Below are 18,116 nucleotides of genomic sequence, written 5' to 3' on the forward strand. Positions count from 1 at the left end.
TCCGTATTCGAGCGGAAGGCCACTCGAGCACGGACCGGCGGGTGTCACCACGTCATCGACGCGGGCGGGACAGGTCAGCCGATCTTGATGACCTGGGTGCCGCCGGCGAATTTGTCGAACCAGTGCTGACGCTGCGGGTCGTTGTTGATGTTGACCACGATCACGATCACCGCGGCGATTCCGGCCAGGCCGCTCAGCACGCTGCCGAGGATCGGAATGACGCGGGCGACGCCGAACCCCATGTAGATGTTGCGGCGGATGGCCTGTTCCAGCGTCGGGTTGCTGACGCGGTCCGGGCCGAACACCTTGAGCTTCATCACCTGCTTGCCGATTGTCTGGCCTCGGGTGGACTCGAAGTAGCCGAAGTAGCCGAGGTACAGGGCGGCGGTCACCAGCGCGGAGATGAAACCGGTGAGGAACCACGAGTTCGAGATGAACGCCAGCACCACGTTGAGGACCACGCCCACGACGCCGACGATGACACTGTCGATCAACCTCGCCACGAACCGGTCGGCCAAGTTGCCTGGTTGGCCGACGCCGCTCGCGGGCATCCCCGGAGCGCCACCCATCGGCGGGGTGTAGTGCGGCGGCGGGTAACCGGTCCCCGGCGGCGGAGCACCGTAGGTAGGCGGCGGGGGCGCAGCACCGTAGGGAGGCGGCGGAGCCGGAGCACCGTAGGGAGGCGGCGGGGGCGGAGCGCCGTAGGGAGGTCCGGAGGGAGGCGGCTGGTCGGCAGGCGACCCCGGGTACGGCTCGGGATTGACCATATTGTGTTCCATTCCTGGTAGGTGCGGCGTGGTTCGGAGGGGTCTTCCCGGTTGGGAGGACACCGGGAGCTGAAGCAGCGTAGATAATTCCTGGATGTGGGGCTGAATGCCAAGAGTTGATCAGGCGCGCCTGACAGCGACCGCCACCCAGCTTGTCGTTACATAGATCTCGCCCGCCCAGCCGTCCGCGTTTCGGAATGCCAGGCTGGTGGTGTCCGGTCCCGCGCGCTCGGCGACGATCGTGAACGCGCCCAGCGGCAACTCGCGCCGATAGAACGCGATCACACTGTCCGGGTCCGGGGCGGTCAGCGTGAACGAGGCGCCGGACTCGTGGTCGGACAGCGTGGTCACCCGGCTGCCCGGTGGTAGCCGGAACGCGGACGGCAGATGGTGTACGGCGGTGGCGGCCCGGGCGCCGGCCCGGACCTCGCGCACGGTCGTCCGGGCGCCGCTCGCCGGACCCGGCGCGATCGCGGCCGGTTCTTTGTGCCGTGCTTCGAGGACGGTGGCGCTGCCGCTCGCGCCCAGGCCGGTGACGGCCAGCAGGGTTGTCACCAGGGTGGCGATCCGCCTCGCGATCATGCGTTTGCTTCCTCCTGGTGCCGCCGTGGACGCGGGCGGCGGTCAGGTCCTGAACGGCGCCGATCCCCATTCTCGATGATCGCGTCAAGGTTCGGCGTCGACTGGCCCAACGTCTGCGCCGGCGAGCTCGACCAGCATGTGGGCCCGTGAGCGCTCACACGAATGGAGATCACGCCGAGTCGCGGCGCACCAGGGTGGTCGGCAGCACTCGCGAGGAGGCGGTCCGGCCCCCGGCCAGCTGCAGCAGCACCTCGACCAACTCCGCCGCCACCTGCGACAACGGCTGACGCATCGTGGTCAGCGGGGGAGTGGTGGCCGAGGCGATCGCCGAATCGTCGAAGCCTCCGACGCGTACGTCATCGGGAACTCGCCGCCCGGCGGCGGACAACGCCTGCAGTGCCCCGACGGCCAGCAGGTCCGAGGCGACGAAGACCGCGTCGAGGTCGGGGCACGCGTGCAGCAGTTGTTCCATCGCCTCGCGCCCGGCGTCGATGCTGTAGGACGCCGCGCGCACGATCACCTTCGCGGTGGCGCGCCGCCCCAGCACGTCCCGGAACCCGGCCAGCCGTTCGACGCCGCCGGGTGTGTCGCCCGGCCCGGCCACCGTGGCCAGCCGCTTCGCCCCCTGATCCAGCAGGTACTTCGTCATCAGGCGCGCGCCCCCGCGGTCGTCGGCCGCCACATACGGCATCGACGGGCCGTCCGCCGGCGGCCGTCCGCACACGACGACCGGAACCCCGGTGCCCAGCAGGTCGGCCGCCAGGGGATCGCCGCTGTGCATGGACACGAGCAGCACCCCGTCGACGTGCCCGCCGCGCGCGAAGACGAGCACCCGTTCCCGCTCCTCGGGCGTGCCGGCCAGCATGAGCATGAGGCTCCGCCCCTGGGCGCCGAGCAGCTGCGTGCAATGCCGCAGCAGCGAGCCGAGCACCGGGTCCTCGAACAGCCGATCGGACGGCTCGGAAAGAACGAACGCGACCGCTCCCGATCGTTTCGTGACGAGGCTGCGCGCGTTCTGGTTCACCACGTACCCGGTCCGGCGCATCGCCTCCTGGACGGCCCGCAGCGACGCCGAGCTCACGTGGTTGGCGCCGTTGAGCACCCGGGAGACGGTGCCGCGCGAGACGCCGGCCAGGGTCGCGACGTCCTCCATGGTGGGCCCGCGACGCTGGGCCCGGCGGGCGGCGCCGCGCGATTTCGGGTGGGCGGGCGCGTCGTCCGGCATCGCTCTGTGTCCCTCCGGTCGCCTGGAACGTCTGCACGATAGCCCGCCCTTGACACGAGGGCCGAAGCGGAGCACCGTGAGCGCTCACAGTCTCCATTGGAACATGGAGGTCATCGATGCCGTCCTCGATCAGCCGCCGCGGTCTCCTCGCCGGGGCCGGCGGTATAGCCCTGTCCGCGCTCGTTCCCGCCCAGGCCCGCGCGGCCTCCCGCCCTTCGACGACCCTCAGCGTCCGGGGCGCCGACATGTCCTTCCTCCCTCAGCTGGAGGAGGCCGGCGTCCGCTTCCGCGACCTGGCCGGCCGGGTCCGTCCCGCCGAGCAGATCCTCGCCAAGGAGGGCGCCAACTACCTGCGGCTGCGGGTCTGGGTCGACCCGCCGGCCGGCTACAGCGACAAGGCCCGCGCGCTCGCCCTGGCCAAGCGGGCCAAGCGGGCGGGCATGAAGATCCTGCTCGACCCGCACTACTCCGACTTCTGGGCCGACCCCGGCAAGCAGCCCATCCCGGCGAGCTGGCCCACCGATCTGGCGAGTCTCAAGGTCAAGATCAAGACCTACACCCGTTCGCTGGTACGGGATTTCGCGGCGCAGGGGACGCCGGTGGACATCATCCAGATCGGCAACGAGGTCACCAACGGAATCCTCTGGCCCGCCGGTCAGCTCTACCTGCCGGACGGCACCCAGCAATGGCAGGCCTTCACCGACCTGCTCAAGGCCGGCACCGCGGGCGCGCTCGAGGGCTGCGGCGGCCACCGCCTCAAGACGATGTTGCACATCGACAAGGGCGGCAAGATGGGCGACACCCAGTGGTTCTTCGACAACATCACGAGTTGGGGCGTGCCGTACGACATCATTGGTCAGTCCTATTACCCGATGTGGCACGGCTCGATGGCCGAGCTCGAGGCCAACCTGATCGACTCGGTGGGCCGGTACGACAAGCCGGTGCTGCTGGCCGAGGTGGCGTACCCCTGGACGTTCGAGGACGGCGACGGCCGCGGCAACATCGTCGGGCCCGACGCGTTCCTGCCGGACGTGGACCGCTTCCCGGCGACGAAGCAGGGCCAGGCCGACTTCTACGAGGCGCTGCGCGGCGTGCTGACCCGGGTCCCGGACGGCCGCGGCCTCGGCTTCATGGCCTGGGAGCCGGAGTGGGTCCCGGGCGTCGGCTGGCAGCCGGGCGCCGAGGCCTCCAACGACAACCTCACCCAGTTCGACTTCACGGGCCGCGCGCTCCCGTCGATCCGTTCCTACCGCCGCCCCTGAAAAGGCCCGAAAGGGCACCGGTGTACGAACACCGGTGCCCTTTCGATCGGAAAGACGCTCAGACCTGTTCGATCGGAAAACGGTCAGACCTGGAAGCCGCGGTGGCGGCGGAACAGCTTGCGGAGCATGAAGACGGTCTGCGCGATGGTGGCGAGGTAGAGGATCGGCCAGCCCAGCGACAGGATCGCCGACTGCACCGACAGGCTCTGCTGGCTCCAGGCGTAGATGCCGCCGCCGAGGACCGCCAGCAGCACCACCAGCGGCATCACGTAGGCCGAGCCCTTGCCCTTCTCCGCGTTCGCCTGGGCGGCCCAGTTGTCCTTGTCCGACTGGGCCAGGAACTGTGCCCACGCCGAGACGAAGTGGCCCATCCGGATCCACATGTAAAGCTCGGCGGGGACGCCCAGTACCGCGTACAGGATGTCTGATGCGCTCTTGTCTTTCATGGCCAGCGCCAGGCGCAGGTTCAGCAGCATGGCGACCGTCGGCGGGATGAGCCAGATCGGGTTGAACACAAAGGCGTGAATCGACAGCGCGGCCATCAGCAGCAGCAGGAAGCCGATGCGCGAGCCCAGGTTGAACAGCATCGAGATGTTCTCGTACCAGCGCAGCCGCAGGTTGGGGTGCAGCGGCTGGCCCTTGTTGTCACCCCGCTGACCCGGCCAGAAGAGGTCGATCGCGCCGAAGTTCCACTTCACCTGCTGGCCGTGCAGGGCACGCAGGTTCGTCATCGGACCCACGTACGCCCGCGCGGTGGCGCTGATCTTCGTGCTGAAACCGGCGTCCTTGATCTGCAAGGACAGCTTGCTGTCCTCGACCTCGCTGTCGCGCACCCACGGCGCCTGCTGGTGGTGGCGGATCATCACGCTCTCCAGCGCCCGGATGCTGAAGAGGCTGCACTGCCCGCCGAGCACGGCCATGTTGCGGCCGCGGAGCAGGTTGTCCATGTTGAAGGCGGCGAACTGCGCGCGCTGGCCGGCCACCAGGAAGCGCGCCATCAGGCCCTTGAACTTGCTCTTGTCGAACGTGTAGACGGCGCTGAGCCCGCCGATCCGCGGGTCGTCGGTCATCTCCAGCTCGAGCCGCTCCACGCAGTCGCGGGCCAGCGTCGTGTCGCCGTCCACGCCGAGGATGAAGTCGTACCCCCGGGACAGGAAGTAGCCGTAGTTGAGCGCGCCGACCTTCTTGTCCGGGTTGGCGCCCATGTCGTGGACGTGGACAGTGGTGACGAACTCCTCGCCCTTGACCGACCGGGTGTGCCGGCCCTCGAAGGAGCGGGCGATCTCGGGGGTGTCGTCATCGGTGTTGTTGATGATGACGTGGATGACGTCCGGCAGCCGGGTCTGTGCGAGCAGGCTCCTGAGGACGTCGGCGATCGTGTCCTGCTCGTTGTAGCAGGGGATGATGCAGCTGATCGTGGCGTGCCGGGGCTTGGTGTTGCCGGCGGCGGCGATCTCGCCGGAGACCGCCTCGACACTCTCCAGCTCGGCCAGCTGGGTCGGCGCCGGCGGCAGCGCGAGCGGCCCGGCCTTGGCGCTGCGGGGCAACAGGATCTGACGGTCGGTGGCGCGGCGGAGGCCGACGGGCTCGGTCATCGGGAGGCACCAATCGTGAGCAGCGGCAGGGACAGGGTGTCGAGGGCGGTCGAGCGGTAGAAGCTGTTCGACTTCGGGGCGGTCTCCACCAGGAGATCGAGCCGGATGGTCAGCGTGAGCCTCGTCGCTCCCGTCGTCGCTGCCGGCAGCGTGACCACGGTGTTGTAGGGGTAGGGCGGGGTGACGTCGAACTTGCCGTTGTCGGTGCTGACCACCGCGCGGTTCGTCCCGTCGTCCTGGGTCACCTGGAACGTGCTGATCGTGACCCGGTGGGTGCTGTCGGCGTCCTCGATGTGGGCGGCGACGTTGATGGTCTTGACCGACGCGGCCGTGTAGAGCTTGGCGTTGTCGGAGGTCCAGTAGGTCAGCTGGACGGTGAAGCTGCCCTGTTTGAGGCGGTGGACGACGCTGCCGGTGTCGAGCGGCCCGCTCGGGCGCTCCGGCAGCTTGGCCACCACGGCCTCACCGGTGGTGGCGGCCGAGGCCGAGGCCGAGGGGGACGGCGTCGGCGACGGGCTGGGGCTTGCGGTCTTCTCGCTGCCGATCAGGGGCTTGCTGCTGCTGGTGAGCTCCTTGATGTTCCCGCAGCCGGTGAGGCTGCCACAGAGCACGGCGGCTGCCATGCCGATTGCCACTTTTGGGGGGAGGCGCACAGGTGACCCTTCAGTATCCGGCCGATGAGCTGCAGTGATGGTCACGGTCGGCAGGACGGGCCCCGAGTTGAGCGTTACCGTCCGTAATTGTTGCCGCCGTCACGCCACGTCCGCCGCGGCGCGCTCGGCCGGCACCGGTCGTCCCAGGTAGAAGCCCTGTCCGAGGGGTACGCCGCAGGCCGCGAGCGCGTCCCGCTGGCGCTCGGTCTCGATACCCTCCGCGATGACGGTGCAGTCGTGCTCGCCGGCGAACGAAACCAGCGACCGGATGGCCGCCCGCCGTGCGCCCTCGTCCTCGACGCCGGCCAGCGCCGCGCGCCCGAGCTTGAGGAAGGCCGGTTTGAGGGCCTCCACCCGGGCGAGCGAGTCGTAGCCGGCCCCGGCGTCGTCGACCGCGATGCGTACGCCCGGGGGCAGCTCCGGCAGGTCGGCGCCGTCGGCGATCTCCAGGATCAGCGGGCGGCCGGCCTCGGCGAGCAGCGGCTCCAGCTCGTGCGGCCGGCGCAGCAGGTCACCGGAGACGTTGACGGACAGCCACGTCCCCTCCGGCAGCGCGTGCGCCGAGGCGAGCGCGGCCCGGATCAGTGCCGCGTCCAGGTCGATCTGCATGCCCTGGGCCCGAGCCGCCTGGAGTCCCTCCTGCGGGCTGGTGCCGTCGGCGAAGCGGGTCAGCGCCTCGTACCCGACCACCTCGCCGCTGCCGAGCTCGAAGATCGGCTGGAAGACGGTGAAGAACGTGAACTCCTCGAACGAGTTCGACCGCGACAGCGGCGCGGGTCGGGTGGCGCGGGCCTCGGCGTGCGTCGAGCGAACCGCGACCAGCCCGGCCGAGCCGCCCGAGTCGGAGCGGTAGTGCAGCACCGACGCCCAGTCGCCGATGGCGCCGGTGGGCGCGGCGACGGTCGTGACGGCCGGGGCCGGGCTCGTGGCGCGCTTGGGCTTGACCGGGCGGAACAGCCAGTTCCGCAGGTGGGTGGCGAAATCGACGATCGTGTTCCCGACCCCGACAAAAGCCACCATCGCGTACACGGAAAGCAGCAGGTTGAGGCCGGCGAAGACCAGGTTGTCCCACCGGTGCAGCCGCACGTCACGCTCCGCCGTCCAGGCACAGAGCGCGATCAGGGCGATCGGCAGCAGGAGATAGGCGGTCGCGGCCGTCGTCCGGTTCCGCACCTTGGGCGTACGTTTGAACGCGCTCTTCTCGCCGGTGAGCAACTGGAGGATCGAGGCGAAACTGCCGGAGAGGTTCACCGGGAGCAGGATCAGGTTGAAACCGTAGATCCGCAGCACGTCGATCCGCTTGTAGCCGAGGTACTTCAGGTCGGCGCTCATCATCAGGAAGTACGGCACCGAGACGAGCAGCAGGATCGGGTTGAGCAGCTCGGCGTTGAACGGGTACGCGAGCATCACCACGAGGCACACGGAGCTCCAGAAGATGGAGGCCATGTAGTTCACCCGCAGGAACAGCTCGCCGAAGCGGTTCTTCTTTCCCTTGTCGCGCCGCGCCCGGAACTGGTCCTTGAGCCGGGAAAGGATCAGCAGGCCGCCGTTGGCCCAGCGCTGCCGCTGGATGCAGAGCGAGCCGAAGTCGGGCGGGGTGGCGCTGTAGGCCAGCCGCTCCGGGTAGTTGAACAACGTCCAGCCGTGCACCCCGAGGTCGATCGTCGACTCGGTGTCCTCGATGACCGTGCGGTCCTGGATGTAGCGGCGGATCTCCCAGTCGCCCTCGTAGCTGACCTCGCAGATGTCGTCGAGGGCCTTCTTGCGCAGCACCGCGTTGGCGCCGACCCAGAACGTCGCGTCGTAGTGGGTCATGCCCTGGTGCACGATGTGCTGGATGTCGGTGGTGGCGCCGGAGATGCGCTCGATGCGGCTCGCCGATCCCGGGAACGCGCTGTACGGGGTCTGCGCCACCGCGTCGTGGGCGTGCGCGCCCTGCTCGAGCAGGTGCGCGAGCCGCAGGGCGTACTCGGGCAGCAGCACGCTGTCGGCGTCGAGAGTGAGCACGTAGTCGGGATCGGGAACGTTCAGCTCGCCGCGGCCCGCGACGGCCGGCACCAGCGCGACGCCGACCGGGGTGGCGACCTCCTGGTAGCTGCCGCCCATGAGACCGATGTAGCTGTTGAGGTTCATCGCCTTGTTCGGCTCGTGCGAGAGTGACACATAGCGCTTGCGCTCGAAACTGGTCATCGTGACGCCGAAGATGGCCAGCAGTCGGCGGTACAGCTGGACCAGTCGCTCCTTGGGCAGCGCGGCCTGCTCGCCGGCGCCGTTCTCGAGCGCCTCGGCGATCGTGGCCAGGTCCTCGGCGAGCCGGCCGACGATGTGCTCGGCGAAGAAGACGTCGGTGTGGTCGGTCATCTCCTGCCGGTGGCCCAGGCCGTACAGCCAGCCCACGGCGAAGCGGTAGTCGGCGGCGAGCGTCCGCATGTCCTCGACGGTGGCGGCCCGATCGTCGCAGTCGGCCACGAACCGCTCATAGGACGCCTGGAAACGCGCGTACGGCGCCGCGAACTCCGCCTCGATCTTGCCGGGCAGCGCGCGGGCGGCGAGCAGCTGGTCGCGGGCGATCCGGGTCCTCGGCTGCTGCGGGTCGTCGATCAGCAGCACCACCCGCAGGCCGGTGTACTCCTGCAGCGCCGCCGAGAGCAGCGTGGTCCGGATGACCCGCTCGTCCTCCTGGTACGAGGGAACCAGCACGGTCATCGACGGGGTGTCCCCGGCCAGGAAGTTGTCGAGCGCGATCCGTGGCGCGCGGTGGTGCGCGCGGCTGCGGTAGAAGAAGCCGATCCGGGTGATCAGGTACGCGGTCGCCGACGCGGCCAGCCCGGTCACCACGACCATGTACACGATCGCCTCGACCACCAGCCGCGCCGAGTTGGCGTGGCCGGCGACGAACTGCTGGATGATCGTGTAGATGATGTAGCAGGCCCAGACCGCGATGGTCAGCACGATCGCGAGCCGGCCCCGGGCGATGCGCCCCTCGGAGACCGGCGGCGCGACGAGCGGATGCGGCACCGTCCGCCGGTCCGCGCCCCACTGGCGAGGCGCGCCGGGCTTGCGCTGGTCGGAGTTGCGCTGCATGGGTGGCCCTTCGCTGTCGCCGGTGCCTTCGAATCCCTCATCGGCCGAGATGCGCCGGTGGCTGAAGGTTTGGGTGGCGGCGGGCGTTCAGTTCGGTCCGCGATCTGCCGATCCGAGAGCTGTGCCCACCGACAGCGCGACACTCGCGGCCGATCCGCTCGCCGATCCCGACTGGCCGGAGCCGGAGGGCCCGGAGCAGCGGCTGTCGTGGTGGCGCCTGGGGTTCCTGATCCTGGTGATCGGTGCGCTCGGCGCCGGCGGCTGGTTCGGGGTGCGGCACGTGCGCAACTCGGCCGGGGCGACCGCCAAGTCGTGGGCCGTCCCCTACGTGGACGTCACGCTGACCCCGACGTTCGAGTTCCAGGACCCGGCGGCGAACCCGGCCAACGACGTGGCGCTCGCCTTCGTGGTGGCCGACCCCAAGGACGGCTGCGCGCCCAGCTGGGGCGGCGCCTACACCCCGGACGAGGCGGCCTCGTCGCTGGAGCTGGACCGCCGGATCAGCCAGCTGCGGGCGGCCGGCGGCGACGTCATGCTCAGCGTCGGCGGGCTCACCAACACCGAGCTCGCGGTCGCCTGCACCGACCAGGCGCGGCTGACCGACGCGTACCGGCAGCTGATCAAGCGTTATGACGTCGGCACCCTGGACCTGGACATCGAGGGCACGGCGGTCGCCGACACCGCGTCGCTGCAGCGCCGGGCGGCCGCGCTCAAGACGCTGCAGGCCGAGGGTGATCTGACCGTCTGGCTCACGCTGCCGGTCAGCCCCGACGGCCTGACCGCCGACGGGCTCAACGCGGTCCGCACGACGCTGGAGGGCGGGGTCTCGCTGCGCGGCGTCAACGTGATGACGATGGACTACGGAACGACCGCGAAATCGCCCGACATGCTCGATCTGAGCACCAGCGCCCTCAACGCGACGCACAAGCAGCTGACCGATCTCTACCTGCGCCTCGGCGTGAAGCTGACCTCGCCCCAGGTGTGGTCCCGGATCGGCGCCACCCCGATGATCGGCCAGAACGACGTCGACGCCGAGCGCTTCACCGTCGCCGACGCGCAGGGCCTGGCCCAGTTCGCCGTCGACAACGGCCTCGGCCGGGTCTCGATGTGGTCACTGAACCGCGACGCGCCCTGCACCGGCACCTTCACCAACGTCGTCGTGCACTCCAACACGTGCAGCGGCGTGACCCAGGACGCCCTGACCTTCTCGAAGGTCTTCGCCGACCTCCCCGGCACCTCGATCGGCACCTCCGGCCGCGACGCCGTGGCGATCCCCGACCAGTCCCCGACCGTCGACGACCCGTCCACCAGCCCCTACCCCGTCTGGCGCCTGACCGCCCAGTACGTGGCCGGCTACAAGGTCGTCTGGCACGGCGTCGTCTACGAGGCTAAGTGGTCGAGCACGGGCGTCGACCCCTCCGCCACCGGCTTGACCCCCACCCCGTGGTCGGTGATCGGCCCGGTCACCAAGACCGACACGGCCCCCAAGCCCACCCCCACGGTCACCGGCGTGACCGCCAAGTGGAGCTCCACCACCGTCTACGCCAAGGGCGACCGAGTCCTGTTCAACGGACTGCCGTACGAGGCCCGCTGGACCACGAAGGGCGACGTCCCGTCGACGGAGTACCCCATCGCCCCCGACGACCCCTGGAAGACCCTGTTCACGATCCCCGGCGAGCCGATCACCAACTGACCGCTCCCGCGGCCCGGCCTCGCGCGTGGCTGGGCGCGGTGCCGCCGGTCGCGCTCGGTGGACGGCCGGGCTGCTTGCCAAGGCCCGGGTCGTGCGTGGTTGCGGAGGCTGCGGCCGGCGTTCCTCGCGCCCCTTCGCGCAAGTTTGAAGCGCAAGTGTCCGTGGCGAACACTTGCTTCTCAACGTTCAGCGGTGGTCGGCGAAGGATGACTTCGTGTGCGTAGCGAACACGAGCTCATCAATGTCTGCGCGGAGGGCGACGGGCGAGATCAACCCGCCGCATCGCGTTCCCGGCATCGGCCGCATATCGTCCACCGTGACGGGCCGCACTCGCCGCAACCCGGCACGACCCGGGCCATGGCGAGCAGCGCGACCAGGCACCTCACCGCGGGCGGCGGCAGCCCGCGCACCCGGGCACAAGCCGGCCGTGGCAACCCACCGCGGGCGGCGGCCGCCCGCGCAACCGGGCACGAGCCGGGCCATGGCAACCCAAGCGGCCCCGGGACGGTGGTTAGGGGAGGTCGATGTCGGCGTAGATGGCGGCGTGGTCGGAGCCGGCGTGCACGGCTGCGGTCATTGTCGAGTAGATGGGCCACAAGGTGCCTCGTTTGCCGCCCCAGACGCCGCGGCGGAAGATGCCTCCGCCTCGGGCCGCGGCGAACAGTGACGGCGAGAGCAGGACGTAGTCGAGCTTGTTGCGGGCCGTGCAGTAACCGTAGGTGCCGGGGCGGCCGTTGTCGTCGAAGGCCGGGTGGGTCGAGATGTCGCGCAGGTCGGTGCCGGTCAGCAGCGGCGCCAGCGGCTCGCTCTCGGGGGTGTCGTTCAGGTCGCCGACGATCGCGACGTGCTCGATCCCGTCGGCGATCAGATCGCGGTAGATGTCGGCCACGCGGGCGGCCTGCCGGCGCCGGATCGCGTCGGAGGCCAGCTTTCCGCCGTACCCCTTGCTCTTGAAATGGTTGACGAGGACCGCGACCCGCGCGCCGCCGGGAGTGCGGAAGTGGTACTCGGCGCAGTCGCGGCTGAAGACGCGCCCGACGTGGTCGACGTCGTCGACGTGGCTCTGCTGGCCGACCAGCGGGAAGCCGGCCGCGGAGAGCACGCCGACGTCGATGCCACGCTCGTCGTTGCCGTCGACGACCATGACGTGCGGGTAGCGCGGGCGCCCGTCGGTGACCACGCCGGCGTCGGCGAAGCGCTTGAGGGCGAAGCGGCTCTCCGCCTCGATCACGCCGACGATGTCCGCGCCGACGTCGCGCAGGACGCGCGCGGTGTGCTCGAGGGCGAGCTCGTCGCATCGATCCGTGGTCAGTTCGACCCAGCCGATCCAATCCGGTCGTCCGCCGGCGACCACCGTGACCTTGCCGTCGCGGGAGCGGCGCAGCAGCCGGCCCCGGTTCTGCCGCAGGCGCGCGAACTTCGCCGTGTCGCCGTTGCGCAGGCCCAGCCGGCCCAGCTCGCGGAGGATCTCCCGCTGGATCACCTCGTCGTAGACCGGCTCCTCGAGAAGACCACATATTCTCTCGTACGCCTCGAGCACCGGCCGGCCGGCCGACCAGGTGCGCTGATCGAGCGCGCGGGCCCGGTTGAACAGGTTCTCGACGTTGAAGGCGGCGATCCGCATCGTCCCTCCTGAGGGAGACACTGTCGGCTGTGGACATCGGGGAGTCGGTGGCGCGACCAATGGCGGGTGAAGAATCTTGGAACTTATTACTTTGGGTGCTCGATCGATTGCAGCTGGTCATCCGGGCGAGTGATAGTGATCTTCGGGGTCGCAGCATCCATGATCGCAGCGGGGAGGGGTGATGTCGTCACCGGCTGCCATGTCGAGGCTCGCCGCGGGCGAGCCTCCGATCAACTTCGCGGCCCATCAGATCCGGGCGGGCAACCTGGCCGGCGCCCGCGACGACTTCGAGCAGATGCTGGCCATGCTGCTCGCCGCCGTCCATCCGGGAGCGCGGCAGATCGCCGCCCACCCCGGCGACTGGGGCATCGACGTGCTCCTCGGCGACCTGTCGGGGATGGTGGTCATCTGGCAGTCCAAGTACTTCTGGCCGGTCGTGACCCGATCCCAGCAGGCGCAGATCCGGGAGTCCTTCGACTCCGCGCTGGCCGCGGCCGAGCGCAACGGGTACCAGCTGCGGCGCTGGGTGCTGTGCGTTCCGGCCAGCATGGACCCGGCGACGGCCCGCTGGTGGGACCGGTGGTCGGCGCGCCGCCGCCGCGACACCGGCGTGGCCATCGACCTGTGGCACGAGACGACGCTGCGGGAGATGCTCGCCCGGCCGGACGCCGCGCACGTGCGGCGGCACTACTACGACCCCTACGAGCCGGTCACCTCTCGCCGGCCGCTCCGCGAGCTCGAAACCGACGTCGCCGACCTACTGGAGCAGGCGCTCTTCGTGCGTCAGCTGCGCGCCGCCGGGCACGAGGAGGTCGGGTCGGCCAAGCACGAGTACTTCAACGCCGACCTGCTCGCCCGGGAGATCGCCGACAAGGGCGTCCGGGCCGAGTTGGACGCGCTGGCCGAGGCGGACGCCGTCGCGTACGGAATCTGGGAAGGTTTTTTCAACGCCGCCCTGCAGCAGCGTGCGGATCCGATGCTGCCGGGCCTGCACGCGGCGGTGATGGGGGAGATCCGCGAGTCGGGCGCGTTCCCGGCCGAGCTGCGCGCCGGTCGCGTGCACCGCTGCGGCCTCATGCACCGCATCGTGCAGCGGCGCCGGGCCGGCTGGGTGCGGCACTGGCGGGCCATCGCCCGGGAGGAGATGCCGTGAACCCCGACGATCTGGCGGCGTTCCGCTGCGCCCGCCTCTTGCTGCTGCTCGACACGGCCGCCGCCGACGCGCCCGAGGGCCTCGACGCCGAGCGGATAGGCGTCTACGACTTCCTGGCCGCGCATCCGCTTCTCCTCGTACGGGATGATGATGATCCTGATCGGATGACGCTGCTCATGGCCGGTTTCGACGACCGCGCGGTGGCTTACGCGAGTGCCGGGCAGCGCCTCGCGACCGCCCAGCAGCGGCTCGCCCGCGATCTGTCCGTGCTGGTGGGGGAGGGTCTGGCCACCGTTTCGGCGGCCGGGCGGATGCGGTACCGGCTCACTCCGGCCGGGCGGACGGCGGCCGGTGCCTTTACTGCGACTTATGCCCGTTCCTACAGGACGGCCGCGCAGATCATTATGCGGAGGCTGCGACGGCTCAGCGGCCGTAGACTCAGAGATGCCGTACGCCGTTCCCTCGCTGCCGCTCCCTTCCACCCCGCCCACATCTCGAAGGACGACGGAGTATGAGACGCATCCACGGGATCCGGGTCCGGCGGCTGCGCCTGCACGCCGAGGACCGGGCGTACGATGTGGACTTCCGCGGCCCTGCCGACGCGCCACGACCGCTCTCGGTCATCGCGGGCGCCTTCGGCACCGGCAAGACGACGATTCTCGAGTTCGTCGACTACTGCCTCGGCGCGTCCGAGCACCCGGCGATCATGCCGCGGGTGCGGGCCGCCACTCTCGAGGTCGAGCTCTCCGGCACGCCGTACCTGATCGAACGCGCCGTCGGGGAGCCGTCCACCTACGCGTACGTCTGCCCCGGTCGTCTCGATGAGGCCGGCGCCACCGCGCCCGAGCGACGGCCGCTGCGCCCGGCCGGAGCGCCCAACAGCCTCTCCAGCCTGCTGCTCTCGCACTGCAAGCTGGAGGGCGTGCGGCTGCGCGACCGCCTGGCCGCCGGCGACGCGGTGACCGACCCGCTCAGCTTCCGCGACCTGATGTGGCTGTGCTTCCTCGCCAACGAGCGCCTCGACGACCGCGACCTGCTCTTCGAGAGCGCCCCGATGAAGAACCTCAAGCTGCGCCAGGTCATCGACGTGGTCTTCGACGTGCACGACGACCGGGCGATCGAGCTGGGCCGGCGCATCCGCACGCTGGAGGCGGCGCAGAACGCGTCCCGCGAGGCGTACCGGACAGCCCGCGCCTTCGTCACCGAGCTCGAGCCGGCGACCCGGGAGGAACTGGCCGATCTGGAGCGGGCCGCGAAATCCGAGCTGGCCGCCTGCGCGATGGAGACGGCGGCGCTGGACGCCCGGGCGCGCGCGGCCACCGGCTTCGCCGGGGAGCTGCGCGAACGGCATCGGCAGGCCGGCGAGGAGGCGCGGGGGGCGGCCGCGTTGTTGCGCGACCGCGAGACTCAGGCCGAGCGGATGACCTCACTGCGGATCACGTACGCCGACGACGTGAGCAAACTGGTGATGCTGACCGAGGCGGCCAGCCTGTTCCCGCCGATGCGCGCCGACATCTGCCCGTCCTGCCTGACCCCGGTCGAGGCCGGCGCCTCGCGCTGCCCGGCCTGCGATGCCGCGATCGAGCCGGCCGGCCCGCCCGACGTGCAGGGCGAGCTGCGCTCGGCGCGGGCGCGACTGGCCGAGCTCACGGACTATCTCGAGTCGCTGGAGCAGGAGATTCCTCGGCTGCGGGTTCTTTCCGAGCGGGCGCAGGAGGCGGAATCGCGGGCGGCGGCCGAGGTGGACGCCGCGACCGCCCACGCCGTGACGCCCTATCTCGCGCAGCGCGATGCCCTGGCCCGGCGGCGGGAAGAGGCGGCGGCGACCCTGCAGCGGGCGGTGGACGGGCTGCGGCTGCTCGGCAGCCTTCAGCAGCGGGCCGACGCGGTGGACAACCAGCAGGCCCAGCTGTCGTCGCTGCGCGACGAGCGGGCGATGGCCCCGGCGGCCGAGCGGGCGTCGGTGATAGCCCAGCTGGGCTCGCGCTTCCGGGACATCTTGCGCGAGTGGGACTTCCCAGGAGCCTCCGACGCGTACGTGTCGGAAGACCTGACCCCCTTCACGCGCGGCGAGCCGTACACGGCGGCGTCCTCGGGCGCCCGCACGCTGATCGCCCTCGCGTGGCAGCTGGCCGTCTTCGAGCTGGCCTGGGAGACCCGCTCGTCGCACCCGGGCTTCCTGCTGCTGGACAGTCCGCAGAAGAACCTCGGCCACGACGACACGGTGATCGCCCGCGTCTACCAGCATCTTTCCCGGTGGCTGGCCGGTCCGGGCGCGGGTGCGCAGGTCGTGGTGGCCGACAACGCCCCGCCGCCGAACGCGGACGCCGACGTGATCGTCCGTTTCTCCCGGCAGTCCTCGTTCTTCGACGACTGACCTATTCGGGACTGATGCGGGCGGCCTCGGCGCGGGCTTCGGCCACGATCCGGGCCGCGGTGGCCTCCGCCGTGGCGATGTGGTCGTCCGCCTGCGCCTTGGCGAGCGACAGGATCTGTTCGACGCGCGAGCCGAGGCCGGCCAGCGAAGGCTTCGCGGCCTCGGGGGTGCCGCGGGCCGCCATCGCGTCGCCGACCAGATCGCCCTGGCCGGAGCGAGCGCCGAGAGCGAGCAGGAGCAGGCCCGCGGCGACCGCGACAAGCGCCGGCAGCATCGCCGGACCACCGATCTGTACGCCGGCCACCGCGCCGGCCCCGGCGCCGAACAGGAACAGGCCCCACCGCTTCATGGCCGGATGGTATCGGTGGTCGTCGACGCCGCGGAGATCACCCGGGTCAGGGCCGCGTGCAGGTGGCGCAGCTCCTCGATCGGCATGCCGAGGCGCTGGACCACGGCCGGCGGGATCTTCTCGGCCTCGGCCCGCAGCGCGCGGCCCGACTCGGTGAGCGTGATGGCGAGGCTGCGCTCGTCACCCGGCTTGCGCTCGCGGCGCAGGTAACCGATCGCCTCGAGCCGCTTGAGCAGCGGGGACAGCGTGCCCGGGTCGAGCTGCAGCAGCTCGGAGAGGCGGCGGACCGACAGCGGCGCGTGCTGCCACAGCGCGAGCATCACGAGGTATTGCGGATGGGTCAGGCCCATCGGCTCGAGCAGCGGGCGGTAGACGGCCACCACGCCGCGGGCCGCGACCGACAGCGCGAAGCAGACCTGCTCCTCCAGCGCCAGCGGATCCGCGATGTCGAGCGCGTCACTCATCGGCCGTACCCCCTTCAGGTCCGCCCCAGTCTACCGATAGTTTGTACACCAACGGTTGGGGTACAAACTTTCCTCGGGAGGGGTCATGAGCCGGTTCGGGAAGTGGTGGCACGAGACGTTCGACGACTGGGCGTTCCGCTCGTTGATCGGCCCGGCGCAGACGAAAGGTGCCGTTCAGGGCTGCGATCTCGGCGCGCGGGAGCAGTGGAAGCGCGACCTGGAGAACCGGAAGCGCTACTCTCGGGAGCAAAGAGAGCGCCGCCGAGCTGGGACGATTTCAGAGAGCAATTGAGCGGTTACAAATAGTCACCCGAATTTATCGATGATTGACGAGGCGTAGCCTCCGAGTACTACGCACGTGCGCACTTGAAGAGTCCTGGATTCGGACAACAATCAGGTCATGACGTACGGCAAGAAAGACCTGCCTTACCCCTACAGCCAGGACTTTTCCGGCATCGTCACCCGGGTCAAGGGTGTGCGGGAGTCGACCCGCGCCGCCCTGGTGAACTCGTTGAAGGTCGCCTCGTACCTCAAGGCGGGGGCGAATCTCGTCGAGCGCAACCTGGGCGCCCCAGCGGTGGTTCCCGCTCGTGCCGACGGCTGCAAGGAGTACTGGTCGGGCCTGAGCTTCTTGTCGGAGCGGGCGCTGTCCCGTGAGGTGGCGAGCCTCGAGCCGCCGTTCCTCCGTCAGCGTGGCACCGGGCCGTACCGTTCGACCTGGGCCAGCCACGACGACTACCTGAACGACCTGCTCGCCTTCCTGTTCCACGCCATGAACTACGACCCCCAGTACGGTGCCGAACTGGAGACCCGTGGTGACTGGCTCGCGTCCGACGAGAGCTTCGTCGACGCCGTGGACCGCTCGATCCTGCACGAGGTGATGGCCATCTGCCGGATGCCGCTGTTCCGGCTCCAGCTGATTGTCTGCGCCACCGCCGACCGCAACGACCGCATCCACGACACGATCGCCAGCAACTACGCGGGCGCGCTCGAGCCCTGGTCAAAGGTGTACGAGCAGACGATCGCCGCCCGCGGTTACCGGTTACGCGAGGGCATCACCCTCGAACAGTTCACCAACATCCTGGCCGCCATCGTCGAGGGCTTCGCCGTCCGGCAGCTGGGCGACCCCGGTTCCGACCTGCTCGGCGAGGGCTCGGGAGACAACGTTGCCGGCATGGCCATCCTCGGGATCATGAACAGCTATCTCGTTCCCGCCGGTGAACCAAAGAGCCCGACTCTTCGTGAACAGTTCGAAAGCTTAGTGCAACCGTCCGAGCACGGGGAGTAA

The 18,116-nt window shown here is 70.1% G+C and carries 16 protein-coding genes; 7 read left to right on the forward strand and 9 right to left on the reverse strand.

The genetic code is table 11. The features are described 5' to 3' along the window. Positions 1 to 74: 74 nt before the first annotated feature. From A3CQ_RS0112350 to A3CQ_RS0112360, 3 genes are all read right to left on the reverse strand, one after another. The gene (locus A3CQ_RS0112350) at positions 75 to 569 is read right to left on the reverse strand and encodes an RDD family protein (protein WP_040432252.1); all 495 of its coding nucleotides are present in this window, start codon (positions 567 to 569) and stop codon (positions 75 to 77) included. A 318-nt stretch (positions 570 to 887) separates the two neighbouring features. Next, on the reverse strand, positions 888 to 1,349 hold the full coding sequence (locus A3CQ_RS0112355; RefSeq protein WP_020511248.1) for a hypothetical protein: 462 nt from the start codon (positions 1,347 to 1,349) through the stop codon (positions 888 to 890). Between the two features lie 169 nt (positions 1,350 to 1,518). Beyond that, positions 1,519 to 2,574 (reverse strand): LacI family DNA-binding transcriptional regulator, encoded by a 1,056-nt coding sequence (locus tag A3CQ_RS0112360; protein WP_020511249.1) that lies wholly within the window; start codon positions 2,572 to 2,574, stop codon positions 1,519 to 1,521. Between the two features lie 116 nt (positions 2,575 to 2,690). Between A3CQ_RS0112360 and A3CQ_RS0112365 the strand changes: the two genes are divergently transcribed. Continuing rightward, positions 2,691 to 3,836: a glycoside hydrolase family 53 protein gene (locus A3CQ_RS0112365; protein ID WP_020511250.1), complete on the forward strand. Its 1,146-nt coding sequence runs from the start codon at positions 2,691 to 2,693 to the stop codon at positions 3,834 to 3,836. 83 nt (positions 3,837 to 3,919) lie between these two features. On the opposite strand, the gene A3CQ_RS0112370 is transcribed toward A3CQ_RS0112365, so the two are convergent. The 3 genes from A3CQ_RS0112370 to A3CQ_RS0112380 form a co-directional block, all read right to left on the reverse strand. Then, positions 3,920 to 5,431: a glycosyltransferase family 2 protein gene (locus A3CQ_RS0112370; protein ID WP_020511251.1), complete on the reverse strand. Its 1,512-nt coding sequence runs from the start codon at positions 5,429 to 5,431 to the stop codon at positions 3,920 to 3,922. Continuing rightward, on the reverse strand, positions 5,428 to 6,054 hold the full coding sequence (locus A3CQ_RS0112375) for a hypothetical protein (protein WP_020511252.1): 627 nt from the start codon (positions 6,052 to 6,054) through the stop codon (positions 5,428 to 5,430). Before A3CQ_RS0112375 ends, A3CQ_RS0112370 begins: the two co-directional genes overlap by 4 nt. A gap of 129 nt (positions 6,055 to 6,183) precedes the next feature. Continuing rightward, the gene (locus tag A3CQ_RS0112380; protein ID WP_020511253.1) at positions 6,184 to 9,168 is read right to left on the reverse strand and encodes an EAL domain-containing protein; all 2,985 of its coding nucleotides are present in this window, start codon (positions 9,166 to 9,168) and stop codon (positions 6,184 to 6,186) included. A gap of 121 nt (positions 9,169 to 9,289) precedes the next feature. Between A3CQ_RS0112380 and A3CQ_RS0112385 the strand changes: the two genes are divergently transcribed. Continuing rightward, positions 9,290 to 10,861 (forward strand): chitinase, encoded by a 1,572-nt coding sequence (locus A3CQ_RS0112385; RefSeq protein ID WP_020511254.1) that lies wholly within the window; start codon positions 9,290 to 9,292, stop codon positions 10,859 to 10,861. A gap of 511 nt (positions 10,862 to 11,372) precedes the next feature. Here A3CQ_RS0112385 and A3CQ_RS0112395 read toward each other — a convergent pair. Then, on the reverse strand, positions 11,373 to 12,485 hold the full coding sequence (locus tag A3CQ_RS0112395) for an endonuclease/exonuclease/phosphatase family protein (RefSeq protein ID WP_020511256.1): 1,113 nt from the start codon (positions 12,483 to 12,485) through the stop codon (positions 11,373 to 11,375). 181 nt (positions 12,486 to 12,666) lie between these two features. Here A3CQ_RS0112395 and A3CQ_RS0112400 point away from each other — a divergent pair, with 181 nt between their 5' ends. From A3CQ_RS0112400 to A3CQ_RS63620, 3 genes are read left to right on the forward strand one after another with little or no spacing between them, the layout of a single operon-like run. Continuing rightward, a complete protein-coding gene (locus tag A3CQ_RS0112400) occupies positions 12,667 to 13,638 on the forward strand; it encodes a serine/threonine protein kinase (RefSeq protein WP_157295754.1) in 972 nt (323 codons plus the stop codon). Continuing rightward, complete coding sequence (locus A3CQ_RS52545) at positions 13,635 to 14,153, forward strand: hypothetical protein (protein WP_020511257.1); 519 nt, start codon at positions 13,635 to 13,637, stop codon at positions 14,151 to 14,153. Before A3CQ_RS0112400 ends, A3CQ_RS52545 begins: the two co-directional genes overlap by 4 nt. Next, on the forward strand, positions 14,150 to 16,015 hold the full coding sequence (locus A3CQ_RS63620; protein ID WP_020511258.1) for an ATP-binding protein: 1,866 nt from the start codon (positions 14,150 to 14,152) through the stop codon (positions 16,013 to 16,015). Before A3CQ_RS52545 ends, A3CQ_RS63620 begins: the two co-directional genes overlap by 4 nt. 1 nt (position 16,016) lies before the next feature. On the opposite strand, the gene A3CQ_RS0112415 is transcribed toward A3CQ_RS63620, so the two are convergent. Then, a complete protein-coding gene (locus A3CQ_RS0112415; RefSeq protein WP_020511259.1) occupies positions 16,017 to 16,364 on the reverse strand; it encodes a hypothetical protein in 348 nt (115 codons plus the stop codon). Next, positions 16,361 to 16,828 carry a MarR family winged helix-turn-helix transcriptional regulator gene (locus A3CQ_RS0112420; protein WP_020511260.1) on the reverse strand — a complete coding sequence of 156 codons (468 nt, stop codon included), beginning with the start codon at positions 16,826 to 16,828 and terminating at the stop codon, positions 16,361 to 16,363. The genes A3CQ_RS0112415 and A3CQ_RS0112420 overlap by 4 nt, the downstream gene beginning before the upstream one ends. Positions 16,829 to 16,913: 85 nt before the next feature. On the opposite strand from A3CQ_RS0112420, the gene A3CQ_RS0112425 reads away from it, so the two are divergent. Both A3CQ_RS0112425 and A3CQ_RS0112430 read left to right on the forward strand, forming a co-directional pair. After that, complete coding sequence (locus A3CQ_RS0112425) at positions 16,914 to 17,120, forward strand: hypothetical protein (RefSeq protein ID WP_020511261.1); 207 nt, start codon at positions 16,914 to 16,916, stop codon at positions 17,118 to 17,120. Between the two features lie 108 nt (positions 17,121 to 17,228). Beyond that, positions 17,229 to 18,116: a hypothetical protein gene (locus A3CQ_RS0112430; protein WP_020511262.1), complete on the forward strand. Its 888-nt coding sequence runs from the start codon at positions 17,229 to 17,231 to the stop codon at positions 18,114 to 18,116.

This window comes from Paractinoplanes globisporus DSM 43857, assembly GCF_000379645.1.
GTDB classification, from domain to species: Bacteria; Actinomycetota; Actinomycetes; order Mycobacteriales; family Micromonosporaceae; genus Actinoplanes; species Actinoplanes globisporus.

Coding starts and splice junctions, on each gene's coding strand:
- A3CQ_RS0112375 (WP_020511252.1), bottom strand. CDS start 6,054: ATGGCAGCCGCCGTGCTCTGTGGCAGCCTCACCGGCTGCGGGAACATC.
- A3CQ_RS0112430 (WP_020511262.1), top strand. CDS start 17,229: ATGACGTACGGCAAGAAAGACCTGCCTTACCCCTACAGCCAGGACTTT.
- A3CQ_RS0112425 (WP_020511261.1), top strand. CDS start 16,914: ATGAGCCGGTTCGGGAAGTGGTGGCACGAGACGTTCGACGACTGGGCG.
- A3CQ_RS0112370 (WP_020511251.1), bottom strand. CDS start 5,431: ATGACCGAGCCCGTCGGCCTCCGCCGCGCCACCGACCGTCAGATCCTG.
- A3CQ_RS0112365 (WP_020511250.1), top strand. CDS start 2,691: ATGCCGTCCTCGATCAGCCGCCGCGGTCTCCTCGCCGGGGCCGGCGGT.
- A3CQ_RS0112350 (WP_040432252.1), bottom strand. CDS start 569: ATGGGTGGCGCTCCGGGGATGCCCGCGAGCGGCGTCGGCCAACCAGGC.
- A3CQ_RS0112355 (WP_020511248.1), bottom strand. CDS start 1,349: ATGATCGCGAGGCGGATCGCCACCCTGGTGACAACCCTGCTGGCCGTC.
- A3CQ_RS0112360 (WP_020511249.1), bottom strand. CDS start 2,574: ATGCCGGACGACGCGCCCGCCCACCCGAAATCGCGCGGCGCCGCCCGC.
- A3CQ_RS0112420 (WP_020511260.1), bottom strand. CDS start 16,828: ATGAGTGACGCGCTCGACATCGCGGATCCGCTGGCGCTGGAGGAGCAG.
- A3CQ_RS0112380 (WP_020511253.1), bottom strand. CDS start 9,168: ATGCAGCGCAACTCCGACCAGCGCAAGCCCGGCGCGCCTCGCCAGTGG.
- A3CQ_RS0112400 (WP_157295754.1), top strand. CDS start 12,667: ATGTCGTCACCGGCTGCCATGTCGAGGCTCGCCGCGGGCGAGCCTCCG.
- A3CQ_RS63620 (WP_020511258.1), top strand. CDS start 14,150: ATGAGACGCATCCACGGGATCCGGGTCCGGCGGCTGCGCCTGCACGCC.
- A3CQ_RS0112395 (WP_020511256.1), bottom strand. CDS start 12,485: ATGCGGATCGCCGCCTTCAACGTCGAGAACCTGTTCAACCGGGCCCGC.
- A3CQ_RS0112415 (WP_020511259.1), bottom strand. CDS start 16,364: ATGAAGCGGTGGGGCCTGTTCCTGTTCGGCGCCGGGGCCGGCGCGGTG.